Genomic DNA, 18,721 nt, shown 5'->3' with positions numbered 1-18,721 from the left:
CATTCTCCAAAATAAACAGCCCTAAGAGCGGAAGAGACGGCTGTACTGGCGCTCGTGGGCCATGCACGCCAGGGACAGGCCAAAGGCGGCGCTGCCGATATGTTCGGGATTCATGCGGGTCGCGTCGTGCTGCGCCTGTTGCAGCAGCGGCAGCAGTTCGCTGGTCAGGCGCTGGGCGGCTTGCTGGCCCAGCGGCAGGGTTTTCATCAGCACGGCGAGCTGGTTTTCCAGCCAGCTCCACAGCCACGCGGCAAGAGCATCCTGCGGGCTGATGCCCCAGGCGCGTGCTGCCAGTGCCCAGCACAAGGCCAGGTGCGGTTCTGTGGTCTGGTCAAGAAAGTCGCGGGCAGGCGCGTCGAGTTCAGGCAAACCGTTCAACAACTGCTGCAAGGAGTAACCCATCTGCCGGCTCTCCAGATGCAGCTCGCGGGTTTCGCGACTGGCGCGGTGGCTCTCGCAGAGCTGCCGTAGCTCGGCCCAGTTTTCATCTGCTGCGGCTTGGCAATGCGCCAACAGCAGCGGCGCTTCGAAGCGGGCGAGATTGAGCAGCAGTTGATCGCTGATCCAGCGCCGGGCGGCGTCAGGGTTGTGGACCCGGCCGTCATCCACCGCCATTTCCAGACCCTGGGAATAGCTGTAGCCGCCAATCGGCAATTGCGGACTGGCCAGACGCAGCAGCGCCCAGGCCGGATTCACAGGCGCACGCCGAATTGATGGAGTTTCGGCGCGTAGTTGAAGTCTTCATCGCCGTGGCGGGAGTGATGGTGGCCGCCGCCGTAGGCGCCATGTTCCGGCTGGAACGGCGCTTCGATGGCCTCGACCCGGGCGCCGAGCTGTTCGAGCATCGCTTTGAGCACGTAATCGTCGAGCAGACGCAGCCAGCCGTCGCCGACTTGCAGGGCGACATGGCGGTTGCCGAGGTGATAGGCCGCGCGCGTCAGTTCGAACGCATTGGCGCACGTGACGTGGAGCAGTTGTTCGGGACGGGCGCAGACGCGCACGACACGGCCGTCTTCGGCCTGCAGACATTCGCCGTCATACAGCGGTGGCTGGCCGCGCTCCAAAAACAACCCGACGTCTTCGCCTTCGGCACTGAAACAGCGCAAACGGCTTTTGCTGCGCGCTTCGAAGGTCAGGTGCAGCTCGGCGGCCCAGACGGGTTGAGGGTCGATTCTGCGATGAATCACCAGCATCGGAAAGCTTCCAGCAATGAACGTTGATTGGGCTAGAGCAAGCGCCGCGCCAATCGGGCGATCTGTAGGAAATAGCTGTCGGCGCGTGCCTGATGTTTCAACAGGCGCGGCGATTCTGGAAGGTTTTGGTGCATGAAGGATTTGTCATGCACCAAAGCGAGGCCATGACGGATGTTCAATGTGGGAGCGAGCCTGCTCGCGAATGCGCCGTGTCAGACAGATGTATTCAGCTGACTCAGCGCTTTCGCGAGCGGGCTCGCTCCCACGGGGGCTTTGCGCTGTGTCAGATAGAGAAGGGATTACTCGGTACTGCCCAGCCCTTGCCAGTGCTTGAGGCCGATGAAGATGAAGCGCAGTTGCTGGGTGATCTTCGCCTGCGGGGTCAGGTGCTCCGGCAAGGCCTCGGCGGGTGGGTCGATGATGTCGGGGAGGGTGGCGAACACCGATTTGACGATCAGGTCGGCCATCACGCTGAGGCCGGCCAGATCCAGATGTTGCAGCTTGGGCATTAGCGCCAGGTCCGCCGCGAGGTCGGCGCTGATGTTCTCCCGCAGGCGTCCGATTGCCTGACGTACCGGCAGCGAGCCGCCGTATTGTTCGCGGGCGAGAAACAGGAATTGCGAGCGGTTGGCGTTGACCACATCAAGGAAGATGCGCACCGAAGCGTCGATGATGCCGCCCATGACGAATTCATTGTGCCGCACCAGGCGGATGGTCTCGCGGAAGGTCTGGCCGACTTCACTGACCAGCACCAGCCCCAACTCGTCCATATCGGCGAAGTGCCGGTAGAAACCGGTGGGTACGATGCCGGCGGTCTTGCTCACTTCGCGCAGGCTCAGGCTGCCGAATCCTCGGCCGCTTTCCATCAGGTGGCGGGCAGCGTCCATCAGGGCGTTGCGGGTCTGTTGTTTCTGTTCGGCGCGGGGCAGCATCGCAGGGTGTGTTCTTCGGCAGGACAAGCGCCGCACTCTAGCAAATCGGCTTTGTCGGCGTCGAACGGGGAGTCATGCAGCGAGGGATTCACAGAAGCTGAAAAGTCAAAAGCCCAATCCGCTGATTGGGCTTTTTCGCTGGGCCGTCATAGGCTCAGCTCACGGCGCTGTTGCGTTCGATCACACGGTCACCACCACCTTCGGCGAGGGCTTGACCTTGTGGAGTCTTGTCGTAGCCGTCTTCCACCAGACCTTTTTCTTCGAGACGATTGCGGCCGTTTTCGGCTACAGCCTGGCCTTGTGGCGTCTTGTCATAGCCATCTTCGACCAGACCTTTTTCTTGGAGGCGGTTGCGACCGTTTTCAGCCAAAGTCTGACCTTGTGGGGTTTTGTCATAGCCGTCTTCAGCCAGAGTCTGACCTTGTGGGGTTTTGTCGTAGCCGTCTTCAGCGAGAGTCTGGCTGAACACCGAGTGGCTGTCTTTGACTTGCGGAGTGGCCTGATCGGCAGCGGGCAGGGCGAAAGCAGTGCTGGCTAGCATCGACAGGGTAAGGCTGAGCAGTAATTGGCGTTTCATGATAGTGGCTCCTTGGGAGGGCGATAAAGTGGGTACGAGGGCAATGCTACTCTCGATAAGTCGATATAAAAGTTCATAAACGCAATGGTAATAATCAACAGAATTGATTGTTCGGCGCGAAGGCTCTAGATCGCGCCTTTGCGGGCGACGGTTTTGCACTGTCGTGGGTATTTTCGACTCACTCGCGCCTCGCAAAAGTGCGGGTCGCGGTAACACTGCTCGACCGATCGGTCAGTTTTGCTGCGCTTTTTATGGCTTAAACTGCCTTTCAATTAAACCTGCGGGCCTTTCGCCAGTCACAGACTGCATAGGGGCCGCTTCGGTCTGCCGTTTCAGCTGTGCGTCGGGATGTTCGACGTGCGGTCGTGATCAGGAGCTTTGTGCATGACGCGCACTGGAAAAATCTTCAGCTGGACCTTCGCCATCCTCGCGCTGCTGCTGGCAGCCTTGATTCTGATCATCGTGTTTTTCGACTGGAACCGGATCAAACCCACGATCAACGCCAAAGTCTCGGAAGAACTGCACCGAGCGTTTGCCATCAATGGCAACCTCGCGGTGATCTGGCAGCGCGAGCTGGACGAAGACGGCTGGCGCTCTTGGGTGCCGTGGCCGCACGTGGTCGCCGAGGACTTGAGCCTGGGTAATACTGACTGGTCGAAACAGCCGCAGATGGTCACCCTGAAACGCGTCGAGCTGCGCATTTCGCCGCTGGCGCTGCTGGCTCAGCGCGTGGTGATTCCGCGTATCGACCTGACCGAGCCGAATGCCGAACTGCAACGTCTGGCCGATGGCCGCGCCAACTGGACGTTCAAATTCGATCCCAAGGACCCGAACGCCGAGTCGTCGAGCTGGGTGGTCGATATCGGCGCGATCGGTTTCGACAAGGGCCACGTGACCCTCGACGACCAGACCCTGAAGACCAACCTCGATGTGTTGATCGACCCACTCGGCAAGCCGATTCCCTTCAGCGAGATTGTCGGCGACAAAGCGGCGAAAACCGCTCAGGACAAGGGCGGCGCACCGCAGGACTACGCCTTTGCGCTCAAGGTCAAAGGCCAGTACCACGCGCAGAACCTCACCGGGCAGGGCAAGATCGGCGGGTTGCTGGCCTTGCAGGACGCGAGCAAGCCGTTCCCGTTGCAGGCCCAGGCGAAGATCGGCGACACCCGTATCGAACTGGCCGGCACCCTGACTGACCCGCTGAATCTCGGCGCCCTCGACCTGCGTTTGAAGCTCGCTGGCGACAGCCTCGGCAATCTTTACCCGCTGACCGGCGTGACCCTGCCGGACACCCCACCGTATTCCACCGACGGCCACCTGATCGCCAAGCTGCATGACGAGGCCGGGGCGAAATTCACTTATGAGAAATTCAACGGCAAGATCGGCGACAGCGATATTCACGGCGACCTGACCTACGTGGCCAGCCAGCCACGGCCGAAACTCACGGGTGCGTTGCTCTCCAATCAACTGCTGTTCGCCGACCTTGCACCGTTGATCGGTGCCGATTCCAACACCGAGCAAAAGGCCCGTGGCGGCGCGAGCAAGCAGCCGGCAGACAAAGTCCTGCCGGTCGAAGAGTTTAAGACTGATCGCTGGCGCGCCATGGATGCCGATGTCGAGTTCACCGGCAAGCGCATCGTTCACAGCGAGAAGCTGCCGTTCAACGACCTCTATACCCATCTGAAACTCAACGACGGCGAACTCAGCCTGGAACCGCTGCGCTTTGGCGTGGCCGGTGGCACCCTGGATGCGCTGATCCGCCTCAATGGCCGCACCGAGCCGCTGGAAGGCCGGGCGCGTTTGACCGCACGCAAATTCAAACTCAAAGAGCTGTTCCCGACCTTCGAGCCGATGAAAACCAGTTTCGGTGAGCTCAATGGCGATGCCGACATCAGTGGCCGGGGCAACTCCGTGGCCAAGCTGCTCGGCGGCGCCAACGGCAATCTGAAGATGTTGATCAATGACGGCGCGATCAGCCGCGAGCTGATGGAACTGGCCGGGCTCAATGTCGGTAACTATGTGGTCGGCAAGATCTTTGGCGACAAGGAAGTGAAGATCAATTGCGCGGCGGCGGACTTCGACATCAAGACCGGCCTGGCCACGACACGGCTGTTTGTCTTCGATACCGAGAACGCAATCATCTACATCGATGGCACGGCGAACATGGCCACCGAGCAACTCGATCTGACTGTGACCCCAGAGTCGAAAGGCTGGCGTCTGATCTCCCTGCGCTCGCCGCTGTATGTGCGCGGCAAGTTCATCAAACCGGATGCCGGCGTCAAAGCCGTACCGTTGATGCTGCGCGGGGCGGGGATGGTTGCGCTGGGCGTGATCGCCGCACCGGCGGCGGGGTTGCTGGCGCTGGTGGCGCCGAGCGGTGGCGAGCCGAATCAGTGCGCGCCGTTGCTGGAGCAGATGAAGCAGGGCAAGGCGCCGGTGACCGTTAAACCCAGCAAGTAATGCGGCGTCTCTGAGGGCGCCTTCGCGAGCAGGCTCGCTCCCACATTCGAACGCATTCCTTCAATTGAAATACGTTCCAGTGTGGGAGCGAGCCTGCTCGCGAAAGCGGTGTGACGGGATTACAGATCGTTAAGGATATCCGCCATGTCGTCGGCGTGCTCTTCTTCCTGGGCGAGGATATCTTCGAAGATGCGGCGAGTGGTCGGGTCTTTGTCACCGATGTACTGGATGATTTCGCGGTAGCTGTCGATGGCGATCCGCTCGGCCACCAGATCTTCGTAAACCATTTCCTTGAGCGTATTGCCGGCCACGTATTGCGCGTGGGACATCTTGCTCAGCAGGTCAGGGTTGAACTCAGGCTCGCCGCCCAGTTGCACGATGCGTTCGGCGAGGCGATCGGCGTGCTCGGCTTCCTGGTTGGCGTGCTCAAGAAATTCGTCGGCGGCGACGTTGGCTTTCAGGCCGTTCGCCATGAAGTAGTGGCGCTTGTAGCGCAAGGTGCACACCAGCTCGGTGGCCAGCGACTCATTGAGCAAACGCAGTATTTCCTCACGGTTGGCGTTGTAGCCCTCGGTGACCGCGCCGTTTTCCACGTGTTGCCGCGCGCGTTCGCGCAGGGTTTGAACATCAGACAAATGCACGTCACTCATTTCATTCTCCTGGAGGCTAATCCGATGGGCGCCACGTTCTGAAGACGCGGTCGCTACTCAGGGTGTGAGTCTTGAGCGAAGCGAAAAGTTTTATGCGATTTACGCCGGACACGGTGCAGCAACTGCTGAAGACTGCGATGTCGGGAGAGTCAAAGCGGTTTCGGTGGAGCTGGTGCTGGCGGGCTGGAATTGGCTTATCGTTGAGTTGTCATCGTCGAGGTGGATGCTTGGCGGGCGTCTTGCACGTCTGACATCCACCCACCGCGCACAAGGATGTACCCCATGTCGACACGTTATCCACTGGTGCTGGTGCCGGGCATGCTCGGCTTTGTCCGGCTGGTGCTTTATCCGTATTGGTTCGGCATCATCAAGGCCTTGCGCCGTGGTGGTGCGACGGTGGTTGCTGTGCAGGTTTCGCCACTCAATTCCACGGAAGTGCGCGGCGAGCAATTGTTGATGCGGATCGAGGAGATCCTCCGCGAGACAGGGGCGCAGAAGGTCAACCTGTTCGGTCACAGTCAGGGCGCGTTGACCGCGCGCTATGCGGCGGCGCAGCGTCCGGATCTGGTCGCCTCGGTAACATCGGTGGCCGGGCCGAATCACGGCTCCGAACTGGCGGATTATCTGGAAAAGCACTATCCCGCCAACAGCGCCAAGGGGCGCTTGCTCGAAGCGTTGCTGCGCCTGATCGGCTGGGTCATGGCATTGCTCGATACGGGTTGCCACGGGCCGAAACTGCCGGTGGATATCCACGCTTCCCACCAATCGCTGACGACGGCGGGCGTTGCAATATTCAATCAGCGTTATCCACAAGGGCTGCCGGAAACGTGGGGCGGGCAGGGGCCGGAAGAGGTCAACGGTGTGCGCTATTACTCCTGGTCAGGGACGCTGCAACCGGGCAAGACCGATCGTGGCGGCAATCTTTTTGACGGCACCAACCGCAGTTGTCGCTTGTTCGCCAGGACCTTCGTTCGCGAGCCGGGGCAGTGCGACGGCATGGTCGGCCGTTACAGCTCGCATCTGGGCACGGTGATCGGTGATGACTATCCGCTGGATCATTTCGACATCGTCAATCAGTCGCTGGGGCTGGTGGGCAAGGGCGCAGATCCGGTAAGGCTGTTTGTCGAGCATGCGGCGCGGCTGGAGGCAGCAGGGTTATAGCCAAACAGACCGCGTCATCGTTCTTCGCGAGCAGGCTCGCTCCCACAGGTGTCTGCATTTCAACGTGGGAGCGAGCCTGCTCGCGAAGGGGCCTTATCAGGCAACGCCGAGCCGCCGGCCCAGCACCGTGGTCCAGCGCTCCGACAAAACCACCCCAGCCAAGGTCAGCAACCCACCCACCAGGTGATACATCGCCAACTGTTCCTTCAACACCACCGCCGCAATCAGCGCGGTAATCAATGGCAGCAGATTGAAGAACAACGTCGTCCGGCTCGGCCCCAGTCGCTGCACCGCCTGCATCCACGCCAGCGGTGCGACCATCGAGGCCAGCAGGCATGCATACAGCACCAGCGGCACGTTCTGCAGGTTCAGCCCGGTCTTCGGCGACATCGCGAACAGCGGAAACAACACCACAATCGCCACCAGCACCTGCAAGTACAGCAGCACCAGTGGCGGCAGGCGCAGTTGCCACTTTTTCAGCAGCGTGCTGTAAACGGCGTAGGCCAGCGTGGCGATCAGCATCATCGCATCGCCCAGATTGACCCCGTGTTGCAGCAGCGCTCCGAGGCTGCCGGATGACACCACCACCAGCACGCCAGCGAACGACAGCACCGCACCGACCAGCGCACCAGCCGTCAGGCGCTGGCCGAGGCTGATGATCGCCATGGCCAGCGACATCAATGGCATCAACGACAGGATGATGCCCATATTGGTTGCGGTGGTCAGTGTTGCGGCGAAATAGGCGAGGCTCTGATACACCGCCATGCCGAGTACGCCGAGGATGAAAATCCGCCCCAGGTTCGGCCGAATCTGCGGCCAGTGGGCGATGACTTTCGTGAGCATGAATGGCGTGAACAGCACGCCGGCCAGTAGCCAGCGATAGAAACCGATCTCGGCGGGGAAGATCGCGCCGACCGCCAGTTTGTTGATCACGGTGTTGCCGGCCCAGATGAAGATCGCCAGCAGGGGAAACGCGTATTGCATGGGACAAAACCAGAACGTTGATGAAGCGCGATTATCGCCTGTCTGGATGCAGGCCTATACTGCGAACCGGACAACCTGCCTCTGCATCCGGACAGCATGAACAGCAAACACATCGATCTGCTCGATTTCAGCGAACTGCCGTCAGCGGTGTATTTCCGCTACGCCGATTTCAATGCCCACGAATATGCCGCGCCGCATCGCCATCCGTGGGGCACGCTGGAATACGCGGCTCATGGCGTGCTGCACATGGATGTTGACGGCAGCCGCTTCATGTCGCCGCCGCAGTATGCGGTGTGGGTGCCGCCCGAGGTCGAGCACAGTTTCTATAGTCATCAGCCGGTCAACTATCGCGCGGTGTGTCTTGATCCAAGTGTTTGCACACGGTTGCCGGCGCGGGCCTGCACCTTGGCGATCAGTGACATTCTCAAGGCGATTCTCAAGGACTTCGCTGCCCGCGATGTGAAGATTCCGGAGCATGAGGCCGATCAGCGTCTGGCCCAGGTATTGGTCGATCAACTGCAACAGGCACCGGTGCAGGAATGTTACCTGCCGTATGCGAGCAGCCCGGGCTTGCTGACGATTCTCGACGCCTTGCAGGCCGCGCCGGGCGACAACCAACCGTTGGCGCATTGGGCCGCGCAAGTGCATGTCAGCGAGCGCACCCTGGCCCGGCAGTTTGTCCGCGAGCTGGGCATGAGCTTTGGCGAGTGGCGTCAGCGCTTGCGTTATCTGGCGGCGATCGAGGCGCTGGAAACCTCGCGTTCGGTGCAGGAAATCGCTTTCGACCTAGGCTACAGCAGCGGCTCGGCGTTCATCGCCATGTTCGCCCGCCAGGCCGGTTGCACGCCGGAGCAGTATCGGCGCAGCCACCTCGAGGGCAGGAAGGTGTAACAAGCTTTGACTACACTGCGACAGAGGCCGCATCCATCGGTGCGGCAACAAGGAGAAAACTCCATGAAGATGTTGCGTGTGCCGTTGTTGATGATCGGGCTGCTTGTGTGTTCCCAGGGTTTCGCCGCCACGGCGCAACAGAACAAGATGACCACCTGCAATGCCGATGCGACCGCCAAGAGCTTGAAGGGCGACGAGCGCAAGGCGTTCATGAGCACCTGCCTGAAAGCGGCACCCGCAGCCAACGATGGCAAGGAGCTGACCCCGCAGCAGCAGAAGATGACCACCTGCAATGCCGACGCGAAAACCAAAGCGCTGACCGGCGATGCGCGCAAGGCGTTCATGAGTGAGTGTCTGAAGAAAAAGTGAAACGGTAAATAATGTGGTGAGCTTGCCGGCCTCTTCGCGAGCAGGCTCGCTCCCACATTTGAAACGCGCACTCCTGTGGGAGCGAGCCTGCTCGCGAAAGCGTCGGTGAATGCACCGCCATTCCCACGCCCTGCATATCCCTAGTGCTAACCCCGGATCGCTGGCAGACTGCCCATCCTTTCACGCCGTTCGTTTTGAGGCTGTATGCCAACGTTTTCTCAGCGTCATGTTGTGTTCTGGGTCAGTTGCATCATCATTTTTGGCGGTTTGCTGCTGGTGCTGCCGCTGCGCCTGTTGCCGAGCCTGCTGGCCGGGTTGCTGGTGTTCGAGCTGGTCAACATGCTCACCCCGCAACTGCAACGGCTGATCGAAGGGCGGCGTGCGCGCTGGTTGGCGGTGGCGCTGCTCGGCACGCTGGTGGTGAGTGCGCTGGCGCTGATCTTCGCCGGCGCCATCAGTTTCCTCCTGCATGAAGCAGAAAACCCCGGCGCCTCGCTCGATAAATTCATGGGCGTGGTCGATCGCGCGCGCGGACAGTTGCCGCCGTTCATCGACGCTTACCTGCCGGCCAGCGCGGCGGAATTTCGCGTGGCGATCGGCGAGTGGGCGAGCAAGCATCTGGCCGACCTGCAACTGGTCGGCAAGGACGCCGCGCACATGTTCGTCACCCTGCTGATCGGCATGGTGCTCGGCGCGATCATCGCCCTGCAGCGCATCCCCGACGTGACCAAGCGCAAGCCGTTGGCCGCCGCTTTGTTCGACCGTTTGCATCTGCTGGTGCAGGCGTTTCGCAATATCGTCTTCGCGCAGATCAAGATTTCCCTGCTCAACACCGTGTTCACCGGGATCTTCCTCGCGGTGATCCTGCCGATGTTCGGCATCAAGCTGCCGCTGACCAAAACCCTGATCGTGCTGACCTTCCTGCTCGGCCTGCTGCCGGTGATCGGCAACCTGATGTCGAACACGCTGATCACCATCGTCGGCCTGTCGCTGTCGATCTGGGTGGCGATCGCCGCGCTGGGCTACCTGATCGTTATCCACAAGCTCGAATACTTTCTCAACGCGCGCATCGTTGGCGGGCAGATCAGTGCCAAGTCGTGGGAGTTGCTCCTGGCGATGCTGGTGTTCGAAGCCGCGTTCGGTTTGCCGGGGGTGGTGGCGGGGCCGATTTATTACGCGTATCTGAAGAGTGAGTTGAAGCTCGGAGGAATGGTCTAGAAAAGCAGCTTCGAGTTGCAAGCTTCAAGCTGCAAGTTAAAGCAGAAGCGAGAGCCGCAGTAGCTTTTGCTCTAGCTTGCAGCTTGCAGCTTGCAGCTTGCAGCTTGCAGCTTAAAACTTGCAGCTGCCCCTAAACGCCATAGCGTTTGCGGGCTTCAATCGCCAAACCGCTACCAATGCTGCCAAAGATGTTGCCTTCGACATGCCGCGCGTTCGGCAGCATTGCCGAGACGCTGTTGCGCAGGGCCGGGATGCCGCTGGAGCCCCCAGTGAAGAACACCGTGTCGACCTGATCGACCGCCACGCCAGCGTCATTCAACAACTGCGTAACGCTGCCACGCACACGCTCCAGCAAGGCCTCGATCGCCGATTCGAACAACGCGCGGCTCAGCTCGACGCTCAGCCCGGCTTCGATGCGGTCCAGCGGCACGTGGCGGCTGTCGGCGTGGGTCAGCTGGATCTTGGTTTCTTCCACTTCCATCGCCAGCCAGTGCCCGGCGCGCTGTTCGATCAGCTTGAACAGGCGATCGATACCGCCGGTGTCTTCGATGTCGTAGCGCATGCTGCCCAGCGCCAGCGTGGATTTCTGCGAGTACACCGAGTTGATCGTGTGCCAGGTCGCCAGATTCATGTGGTGGCTGGTCGGCATGTAGGCGCCGCTCTTCATGCGGCTGCCGTAGCCGAACAGCGGCATCAGGCCTTGCAGACTCAGCTGTTTGTCGAAGTCGGTACCACCGATGTGCACGCCGCCAGTGGCGAGGATGTCATCGTGACGGTTGTCGAGACCACGACGCTCGGGCGACAGGCGCACCAGCGAGAAGTCAGAGGTACCACCGCCGATGTCGACGATCAGTACCAGCTCTTCTTTCTCGATGGTCGACTCGTAGTCGAACGCTGCCGCGATCGGCTCGTACTGGAACGACACATCTTTGAAACCGATTTTGCGCGCCACTTCGACCAGGGTGTCTTCGGCTTCCTGGTCAGCCAGCGGATCGTCATCGACGAAGAACACCGGACGACCCAGCACCACTTGCTCGAATTCCCGACCGGCGGCGGTTTCGGCGCGGCTCTTGAGCTGGCCGATGAACAGCCCGAGCAGGTCCTTGAACGGCATCGCCGTGCCGAGGACGCTGGTGTCGTGCTTGATCAGCTTGGAGCCGAGCAGGCTTTTCAACGAGCGCATCAGCCGACCTTCGTAGCCTTCCAGATACTCGTGCAGGGCCAGGCGACCGTAGACCGGGCGACGTTCCTCGATGTTGAAGAAGACCACCGACGGCAGGGTGATCTTGTCGTCTTCCAGCGCGATCATGGTGTCCATGCCGGGGCGCAGCCAGCCGACGGTGGAGTTGGACGTGCCGAAGTCGATGCCGCAGGCACGGGCTGGAGAGGCGTCTTTCATGTCTTTCGGTTTCCGGTCAAAAAAACGGCCGCGCAGTGTATGCCAGTGCGCGGCAGATTCGAAGGCCGGTCATCCGCTATTTCGCCGGCAGACAGCTTGAAAAGCGCCGCTTCGCCCCAAACTTGCTGGCATGGGCCGGCAGACACACCGGCGGTCGCAAGAACCGTCGTCCACTGCCGATAAACTTCTGCGGCGCCACCCGGTCACAAACTTGAGATCGGTCAACCCGGCACGTGCCAATCGGCGCATGCTGGTCTCGGCGCGAAATCGATAACGGATGGTGATCCTTCCATGGACTTCAAAGACTATTACAAGATACTCGGCGTGGAGCCGACAGCCGACGACAAGGCCATCAAGGCGGCCTATCGCAAGCTGGCGCGCAAATACCACCCCGATGTCAGCAAGGAAAAAGACGCCGAGGCCAAGTTCAAGGACGCCTCGGAAGCCTATGAAGCGCTGAAAAGTGCCGACAAACGCGCCGAATACGACGAACTGCGCCGTTATGGCCAGCACGGTCAGCCGTTCCAGGGCCCGCCGGGCTGGCAGAGCCGTGGCGGCTTCGGCGGTGGCGGTGGCGACACGGGCGACTTCTCGGACTTCTTCAGTTCGATCTTCGGCAATCGCGGCCCCGGTTTCGGTGGCGCCGAGAGCCGCCAATCACGCGGACGCCGAGGGCAAGACGTGGAAATGGAACTGCCGGTCTTCCTCGAAGAAACCCTGTCGAACGAATCGAAGAAAGTCACCTTTCAGGTGCCGCAATACAACGCGCACGGCCAGCATGTCAGCAACACCAGCAAGAGCCTGAACGTGAAGATTCCGGCCGGCGTCACCGACGGCGAGCGGATTCGCCTGAAGGGCCAGGGCGCACCGGGCATCGGTGGCGGGGCGAATGGCGACCTGTACCTGACCATTCGGTTCGCGCCGCACCCGAAATTCGATGTCGAAGGCGAAAACCTGATCATCACCTTGCCCCTGGCTCCGTGGGAATTGGCATTGGGCACTGAAGTGGCCGTGCCGACCCTGACCGGCAAGATCAACCTCAAGGTCCCGGCCGGCAGCCAGAACGGCCAGCGCATGCGCGCCAAGGGCCATGGCCTGCTGAACAAGGCCGGCGAACGCGGTTATCTGTTCGTGCAGCTCAAGGCCGTGATGCCCAAAGCCTCCGACGAGGAGGTCAAGGCGCTGTGGCAGGAACTGGCGAAGAAAGCCGCCTTCAATCCGCGAGAGAACTTCTGAACCCGACGACGGAGTAGCCCATCATGAGCAGCCCCCTGATCGTTCAACTGGACCTGGCAGAATTCTGTGAGGCGGCCGATTTGTCGGACGTCTACGTGATCGAAATCGTCGAGCACGGCATCCTCGAACCTCAGGGCGCGCAGCCCCGGGAATGGCGTTTCACCGATTACGAATTGGCCTTGGCCAAGCGCGCGGCGAAGCTGCGCCGTGATCTGGAACTGGAGTGGGAAGGCGTCGCGCTGGCGCTGGATCTGCTGGACGAGGTGAAGCAGTTGCGCGCCGAGAACCGCATGTTGCGTCAACGGTTGGGGCGGCTGGTGGTCGAATAAGTTGTTTGAGGCGATGAGGTCTGTTTCGGCCTCATCGCGAGTCGGCCCGCTTGTGCCGGGTTAGTGTTTGCGAGTGTTTCACCCGGTATGAACCGGCTGGATGGTCTGATAGTTTTCCGGGCACATGTTGGCAATGGATGCCGACGGTCGTAGCGCCAGCCAGGCCGGCCAGCGCTGCGCAATCTTTGCAAGGAAGCCTGTCAATGCCAGTCAGACCCAAGCCGCCCAAGCCGGGCGCAGTCGATATCACCACCCCTGGACGCACATCCCGGGATTCCGCCACGCACGGTATCGAGTCGCCGCACCTGACCCCCGGTCCGTTCATTCGCAAGACCCCGCCCGATACCAGCGAACCCGGCAGTAGCACGCAGCAAATGGAAATTGCAGCCATGCCGCACAGCGTGCAAGTCCATCCGACGCCGTCTACCTCGGGTTCCGTCCCAACGGTCGCAGCCTCCGCGCTGGAGCGTTACCTGATCGCCTCGACAGCCCCTCTACCGCAAGCGGACGTTGACGGGTTTCGCCTATTCAAGGGGCGCCAATACGTGGACTTGCAGGGCGGCGGTACGGTGCTGATCGGCGTCGATGCCGAGACCGGTCTGCATCGGGCCCGGCTGTCCAGCGAGCTGCAGCCGTCCGGTCCAGTGCTTGCCTATGATCCGTTGAACAAGCACTGGTACTCGCTGGAGGATTTCAGCGCATCGCCGGACGCCGCCGTTGTACCGGGTAAAAGCCGCAGGGCGGCGCGGCAGAGTGATGAAGACTATGAGTCAGCCCTTGAAGAGCTGCCCGACGATGTCGATGCGGCAGATGAACATTTCTATCTGGCGTCCGAGTCGATGCCCGTCAAACCTTTCACTGCTGACGAGTTGAGTGCAATGCGCAGCGAAACGCGCTTTTCGTTTCTCAGCAATCGGCCCGGGGTCTACGACCGAGCCAATAACGGCAAATATCCATTCCGGGACATCGCCGGCACGCCTATCCGCATTAAGAAGCTCCAGACCCTCGTGCGTTTCGAAGACGGCGGCCGATACACCTCCGAGCAGATCAAACCGTACATCAAGTTTGGCGCCTACGAGCATGTCGCGCGGCTGTATGAAGAAAAGCTGCAATGGCGATTGTTCACCGAGGCCGACATGCGTGCGCCCGGTGAGCGGGCCCTGGTCGGCCAGTCCATGGTGGTTGCCAACCGGCGCATCAGCCGAGGCGAGGTGGTCGGCGTCTATGCTGGCGCCATCATGCCAGGACGTCTTGTGCCGCTCCCCCAGCAGTCATACACCATGAAGGTCGGCGTGCGTTACCAGCCGGGACCTGGATATCTGATCCCCGTCCAGCTGGCGATGGTCGGTGACACGATCATCTCCAGGATCAATACGCATTTCTGGTACAACGCAACGGGCAAGCCGGTTCGCCAGGCTACGGATGGTTATAACGTCGAATTCGTGCCATTCGATGTTGAAGCGCAACAGTTGATAGGCAAGGAACTGGTCACCCGCGACTTCATTCTCAACGCCATCTTCGCTACCGAAGATATTCCGGCAGGAACCGAGTTACGCATCAATTACAACTACAGCGACGCGGACATCGCGAAGTTGTTTCCGTGATCGCCTGAGCGATAGCTGCTGAATACGAACCAGCGAGTCCGTATTCAGCGCGCCCCCTAATCAAAACAGAAAATAGCGCTGCGCCATCGGCAGCGTTTCCGCCGGTTCGCACCACAGCAACACGCCATCGGCCTTGACCTGATAGGTCTGCGGATCGACATCGATGTTCGGCAGATAGTCGTTGTGGATGAGGTCGGTTTTCTGCACGTCGCGGCAGCCCTTCACCACAGCGATCTGCTTTTTCAACCCCAGAGCCTCCGGCAATCCGGCCTCCTGCGCCGCCTGGCTGATAAAGGTCAGGCTGGTGGCGTGCAGCGAGCCACCGTAGCTGGCGAACATCGGGCGGTAATGTACCGGTTGCGGCGTGGGAATCGAGGCGTTGGCGTCGCCCATCAGGCTTGCGGCAATCGCGCCGCCCTTGAGAATCAGCGTCGGTTTCACACCAAAGAACGCTGGACGCCACAGCACCAGATCGGCCCACTTGCCGACTTCGATCGAGCCGACTTCATGGCTGATGCCATGGGTAATCGCCGGGTTGATGGTGTACTTGGCGATGTAACGCTTGGCGCGGAAGTTGTCGTTGCCCTCACCGTCCTGGGGCAGTGGGCCGCGCTGTTTTTTCATCTTGTCGGCGGTCTGCCAGGTGCGTGTGATGACTTCACCGACGCGGCCCATGGCCTGACTGTCGGAGCTGATCATCGAGAACGCGCCGAGGTCGTGGAGGATGTCTTCAGCGGCAATGGTTTCGCGGCGGATACGGCTTTCGGCGAAGGCGACGTCTTCGGCGATGCTCGGGTCGAGGTGGTGGCAGACCATGAGCATGTCGAGGTGTTCGTCGATGGTGTTGCGGGTGAACGGCCGGGTCGGGTTGGTCGAGCTCGGCAGCACGTTGGGGAAACCGCAGGCTTTGATGATGTCCGGCGCGTGGCCGCCACCGGCACCTTCGGTGTGATAGGTGTGGATGGTGCGGCCCTTGAATGCGCCAAGGGTGGTTTCGACGAAACCCGATTCGTTGAGGGTGTCGGTGTGGATCGCCACCTGCACGTCGTACTGGTCGGCGACGTTGAGGCAGTTGTCGATGCTCGCCGGAGTGGTGCCCCAGTCCTCGTGCAGTTTGAGGCCGATGGCGCCGGCCTTGACCTGTTCGATCAACGGCTCCGGCAGGCTGGCGTTGCCTTTGCCGGTGAGGCCGATGTTCATCGGGAAGGCATCGGCGGCCTGGAGCATGCGCGCCAGATGCCACGGGCCGGAGGTGCAGGTGGTGGCGTTGGTGCCGGTAGCGGGACCGGTGCCGCCGCCGATCATGGTGGTGACGCCGCTCATCAACGCTTCTTCGATCTGCTGCGGGCAGATGAAGTGGATATGCGTGTCGATGCCGCCAGCGGTGAGGATCATGCCTTCACCGGCAATCACTTCGGTGCCGGCGCCGATGGCGATGGTCACGTTGGGCTGCACGTCAGGGTTGCCGGCCTTGCCGATCGCGGCGATGCGCCCGTCCTTGAGGCCGACGTCGGCCTTGACGATGCCCCAGTGGTCGATGATCAGCGCGTTGGTGATCAGCGTGTCGACCACTTCGGCGGCGAGCAACTGACTCTGGCCCTGGCCGTCGCGGATGACTTTGCCGCCACCGAACTTCACTTCCTCGCCGTAGGTGGTGAAGTCCTTTTCGACTTCGATCCACAGCTCGGTATCGGCCAGGCGCACCTTGTCGCCGACGGTGGGGCCGAACATGTCGGCGTAGGCTTGTCTGGAGATTTTCATGGGCATGCCTTGAGATTCAATTGGGTCTGAAATCGCTCGCATTACTCGCTTTCGCGAGCAGGCTCGCTCCCACATTTGATCGCGTTCTCATGTGGGAGCGAGCCTGCTCGCGAAGGGGCCAGAGCGGGCACCGTGTTGTTTAGAGATCACCCATGATGCGGCCGGCAAAGCCGAACGCCCGGCGATGCCCGGCGTAATCGACCAGCTCGACTTCACGGCTTTGCCCCGGCTCGAAGCGCACGGCGGTGCCGGCGGGGATGTTCAGGCGCATGCCGCGACTGGCGGCACGGTCGAAGGTCAGCGCGTCGTTGGTTTCGAAAAAGTGAAAGTGCGAACCGACCTGGATCGGCCGGTCACCACTGTTGGCGACTTTCAGGCTCACGGTGCGGCGGCCGACGTTGAGTTCGATGTCGCCGGGCTGAATCTGGTATTGGCCAGGAATCATCGCTGGGCTCCTTGCAGGACTTTGTAATAGAGAGCGGTCGGGCGATAGGTGCCGTTGGGGTCGCAGGCGTAATCGGGTATTTCGCCGGCGCGCACATAGCCCAGCGCCTTGTAGAAATCTTCTGCCGGCGAGCCGGCCTCGGTGTCGAGATAGAGCATGCCGCGCTTGTGCTTGGGCGCTTCGAGTTCCAGCGCCTGCATCAGTTGCTGGCCGAGGCCACGGCGCCGCGCGTGTTCGCGCACCAGCAGTTTCTGCACTTCGGCGCGGTTCAGACCATTGGCCTTCTGGCACAGGCCCAGTTGCACGCTGGCCAGCACCTGCTCGTCCTTCACCACCACCCAGAGCAGCGTGCTGCCCTTGTTGATGTTGTCCTGCACCTCATCGAAATACGCGCGCGCCTGGGCGGCATCGAGGTCGGCCATGAAACCGACGCTGGCGCCGTAACCGACGGCGTCGAGCAGCAGATCGATCAGGCCCTGGCGATAGTGGGCAAAGCTTTCAGCGTTGACGCGGCGCAACTGGGCGGCGTTCATCGACATCACTCCTGGTGGGCATCCGGTGGCTGTGCGCCGGGATTGAGGGTCAACTGCATGAAGGTCAGATCGAGCCAGCGGCCGAACTTGGTGCCCACTTGCGGCATCTGCCCGGTGATGCTGAAACCGGCACGCTCGTGCAAGCGGATGGAGGCAGCGTTGCCGCTTTCGATGGCGGCGACCATGACGTGTTTGCCGCAAGTGCGGGCGCGTTCGATCAGCGCGGTCATCAGTTGTGGGCCGAGGCCGTTGCCGCGTTGATCGCTGCGCACGTACACCGAGTGCTCGACGGTGTGGCGGAAACCGTCGAACGGCCGCCAGTCGCCGAACGAGGCGTAACCCAGCACTGCGTTTTCATGGTCGACGATCACCAGAATCGGATACGCCTGCAACTGCCGCGCGTCGAACCATGCCTGGCGATTGCCGAGGTCGACCGCTTGTTCGTTCCAGATCGCCGTGGTGTTGAGCACGGCGTCGTTGTAGATGTCGCGGATCGCCGGCAGGTCGGCCCGGCTCGCATCGCGAATGCTGTAAGTCATGGCGCGGCCTCAGACGATCGGCTGGTGAACGGTGACCAGTTTGGTGCCGTCGGGGAACGTCGCCTCGACCTGGATTTCCGGGATCATTTCCGCGATGCCTTCCATCACTTGTTCGCGGCTGAGCAGGGTGGTGCCGTAATGCATCAGCTCGGCCACGGTCTGGCCGTCGCGGGCGCCTTCGAGCAGCGCGGCGGAGATGTAGGCCATGGCTTCCGGGTAATTGAGTTTCACGCCACGGGCCAGCCGCCGCTCGGCGACGAGGCCGGCGGTGAAGATCAGCAGCTTGTCTTTTTCGCGTGGGGTCAGGTCCATGGTTCGGGTTCCATCAGGGCAGATTCGGGTGGCTCTCGAGAAGTGTGGGGTGCCAGTTGGAGCAGTCCCTCACCCTAGCCCTCTCCCGAGGGAGAGGGGACTGATCTCGGTTGTTTTCATTGGCCAAT

Annotated in this window: 20 protein-coding genes; 8 read left to right on the top strand and 12 right to left on the bottom strand. The window is 61.3% G+C overall.

Annotation, left to right across the window (positions count from 1 at the left end):
- Window positions 1-21: 21 nt before the first annotated feature.
- From ACYSTU_RS08345 to ACYSTU_RS08330, 4 genes are all read right to left on the bottom strand, one after another.
- A complete protein-coding gene (locus tag ACYSTU_RS08345; RefSeq protein ID WP_498997403.1) occupies window positions 22-696 on the bottom strand; it encodes an urease accessory protein UreF in 675 nt (224 codons plus the stop codon).
- Window positions 693-1,193, bottom strand: coding sequence for an urease accessory protein UreE (gene ureE / locus ACYSTU_RS08340; protein WP_016771908.1), 501 nt, complete (start codon window positions 1,191-1,193; stop codon window positions 693-695). Before ureE ends, ACYSTU_RS08345 begins: the two co-directional genes overlap by 4 nt.
- Window positions 1,194-1,492: 299 nt before the next feature.
- Complete coding sequence (locus ACYSTU_RS08335; protein ID WP_016771906.1) at window positions 1,493-2,125, bottom strand: TetR family transcriptional regulator; 633 nt, start codon at window positions 2,123-2,125, stop codon at window positions 1,493-1,495.
- Window positions 2,126-2,279: 154 nt separating this feature from the next.
- On the bottom strand, window positions 2,280-2,702 hold the full coding sequence (locus ACYSTU_RS08330) for a DUF2790 domain-containing protein (protein ID WP_016771905.1): 423 nt from the start codon (window positions 2,700-2,702) through the stop codon (window positions 2,280-2,282).
- 384 nt (window positions 2,703-3,086) lie between these two features.
- Between ACYSTU_RS08330 and ACYSTU_RS08325 the strand changes: the two genes are divergently transcribed.
- Window positions 3,087-5,162, top strand: a complete 2,076-nt coding sequence (locus ACYSTU_RS08325) for an AsmA family protein (RefSeq protein ID WP_498997398.1) — start codon at window positions 3,087-3,089, stop codon at window positions 5,160-5,162.
- A 119-nt stretch (window positions 5,163-5,281) separates the two neighbouring features.
- On the opposite strand, the gene ACYSTU_RS08320 is transcribed toward ACYSTU_RS08325, so the two are convergent.
- Window positions 5,282-5,812: a ferritin-like domain-containing protein gene (locus ACYSTU_RS08320; protein WP_016771904.1), complete on the bottom strand. Its 531-nt coding sequence runs from the start codon at window positions 5,810-5,812 to the stop codon at window positions 5,282-5,284.
- A gap of 282 nt (window positions 5,813-6,094) precedes the next feature.
- Here ACYSTU_RS08320 and ACYSTU_RS08315 point away from each other — a divergent pair, with 282 nt between their 5' ends.
- Window positions 6,095-6,973, top strand: coding sequence for an esterase/lipase family protein (locus ACYSTU_RS08315; protein WP_498997395.1), 879 nt, complete (start codon window positions 6,095-6,097; stop codon window positions 6,971-6,973).
- 96 nt (window positions 6,974-7,069) lie between these two features.
- Here the strand turns inward: ACYSTU_RS08315 and ACYSTU_RS08310 are convergent, their stop codons facing one another.
- A complete protein-coding gene (locus ACYSTU_RS08310; RefSeq protein ID WP_498997392.1) occupies window positions 7,070-7,957 on the bottom strand; it encodes a DMT family transporter in 888 nt (295 codons plus the stop codon).
- Between the two features lie 96 nt (window positions 7,958-8,053).
- On the opposite strand from ACYSTU_RS08310, the gene ACYSTU_RS08305 reads away from it, so the two are divergent.
- The 3 genes from ACYSTU_RS08305 to ACYSTU_RS08295 all read left to right on the top strand — a co-directional run bounded on the left by ACYSTU_RS08305 (window position 8,054) and on the right by ACYSTU_RS08295 (window position 10,435).
- The gene (locus ACYSTU_RS08305; RefSeq protein WP_016771901.1) at window positions 8,054-8,848 is read left to right on the top strand and encodes an AraC family transcriptional regulator; all 795 of its coding nucleotides are present in this window, start codon (window positions 8,054-8,056) and stop codon (window positions 8,846-8,848) included.
- A 63-nt stretch (window positions 8,849-8,911) separates the two neighbouring features.
- Entirely contained in the window at window positions 8,912-9,217 is a 306-nt protein-coding gene (locus ACYSTU_RS08300) for a PsiF family protein (protein ID WP_016771900.1), read from the top strand.
- A gap of 204 nt (window positions 9,218-9,421) precedes the next feature.
- Window positions 9,422-10,435, top strand: coding sequence for an AI-2E family transporter (locus tag ACYSTU_RS08295; RefSeq protein ID WP_016771899.1), 1,014 nt, complete (start codon window positions 9,422-9,424; stop codon window positions 10,433-10,435).
- 130 nt (window positions 10,436-10,565) lie between these two features.
- Here ACYSTU_RS08295 and ACYSTU_RS08290 read toward each other — a convergent pair whose 3' ends face one another.
- Window positions 10,566-11,834, bottom strand: a complete 1,269-nt coding sequence (locus tag ACYSTU_RS08290; protein WP_024011396.1) for an Hsp70 family protein — start codon at window positions 11,832-11,834, stop codon at window positions 10,566-10,568.
- Between the two features lie 291 nt (window positions 11,835-12,125).
- On the opposite strand from ACYSTU_RS08290, the gene ACYSTU_RS08285 reads away from it, so the two are divergent.
- The 3 genes from ACYSTU_RS08285 to ACYSTU_RS08275 all read left to right on the top strand — a co-directional run bounded on the left by ACYSTU_RS08285 (window position 12,126) and on the right by ACYSTU_RS08275 (window position 15,003).
- Window positions 12,126-13,070, top strand: coding sequence for a DnaJ C-terminal domain-containing protein (locus ACYSTU_RS08285; protein WP_110603615.1), 945 nt, complete (start codon window positions 12,126-12,128; stop codon window positions 13,068-13,070).
- A gap of 23 nt (window positions 13,071-13,093) precedes the next feature.
- Window positions 13,094-13,399: a chaperone modulator CbpM gene (locus ACYSTU_RS08280; protein WP_016771896.1), complete on the top strand. Its 306-nt coding sequence runs from the start codon at window positions 13,094-13,096 to the stop codon at window positions 13,397-13,399.
- A 203-nt stretch (window positions 13,400-13,602) separates the two neighbouring features.
- Complete coding sequence (locus tag ACYSTU_RS08275) at window positions 13,603-15,003, top strand: SET domain-containing protein (protein ID WP_241664192.1); 1,401 nt, start codon at window positions 13,603-13,605, stop codon at window positions 15,001-15,003.
- A 60-nt stretch (window positions 15,004-15,063) separates the two neighbouring features.
- Here the strand turns inward: ACYSTU_RS08275 and ureC are convergent, their stop codons facing one another.
- The 5 genes from ureC to ureA all read right to left on the bottom strand — a co-directional run bounded on the left by ureC (window position 15,064) and on the right by ureA (window position 18,593).
- Window positions 15,064-16,764, bottom strand: a complete 1,701-nt coding sequence (gene ureC, locus ACYSTU_RS08270; RefSeq protein ID WP_024011399.1) for an urease subunit alpha — start codon at window positions 16,762-16,764, stop codon at window positions 15,064-15,066.
- 139 nt (window positions 16,765-16,903) lie between these two features.
- Complete coding sequence (locus ACYSTU_RS08265) at window positions 16,904-17,209, bottom strand: urease subunit beta (protein WP_123443922.1); 306 nt, start codon at window positions 17,207-17,209, stop codon at window positions 16,904-16,906.
- Window positions 17,206-17,742: a GNAT family N-acetyltransferase gene (locus ACYSTU_RS08260; RefSeq protein WP_073471741.1), complete on the bottom strand. Its 537-nt coding sequence runs from the start codon at window positions 17,740-17,742 to the stop codon at window positions 17,206-17,208. Before ACYSTU_RS08260 ends, ACYSTU_RS08265 begins: the two co-directional genes overlap by 4 nt.
- Before the next feature lie 5 nt (window positions 17,743-17,747).
- Window positions 17,748-18,281, bottom strand: a complete 534-nt coding sequence (locus ACYSTU_RS08255) for a GNAT family N-acetyltransferase (RefSeq protein WP_498997384.1) — start codon at window positions 18,279-18,281, stop codon at window positions 17,748-17,750.
- Between the two features lie 9 nt (window positions 18,282-18,290).
- Window positions 18,291-18,593, bottom strand: coding sequence for an urease subunit gamma (gene ureA, locus ACYSTU_RS08250; RefSeq protein ID WP_042608931.1), 303 nt, complete (start codon window positions 18,591-18,593; stop codon window positions 18,291-18,293).
- Between the last annotated feature and the right edge of the window lie 128 nt (window positions 18,594-18,721).

Source organism: Pseudomonas glycinis, assembly GCF_054871425.1.
This window is presented reverse-complemented; position numbering and strand designations above follow the sequence as displayed.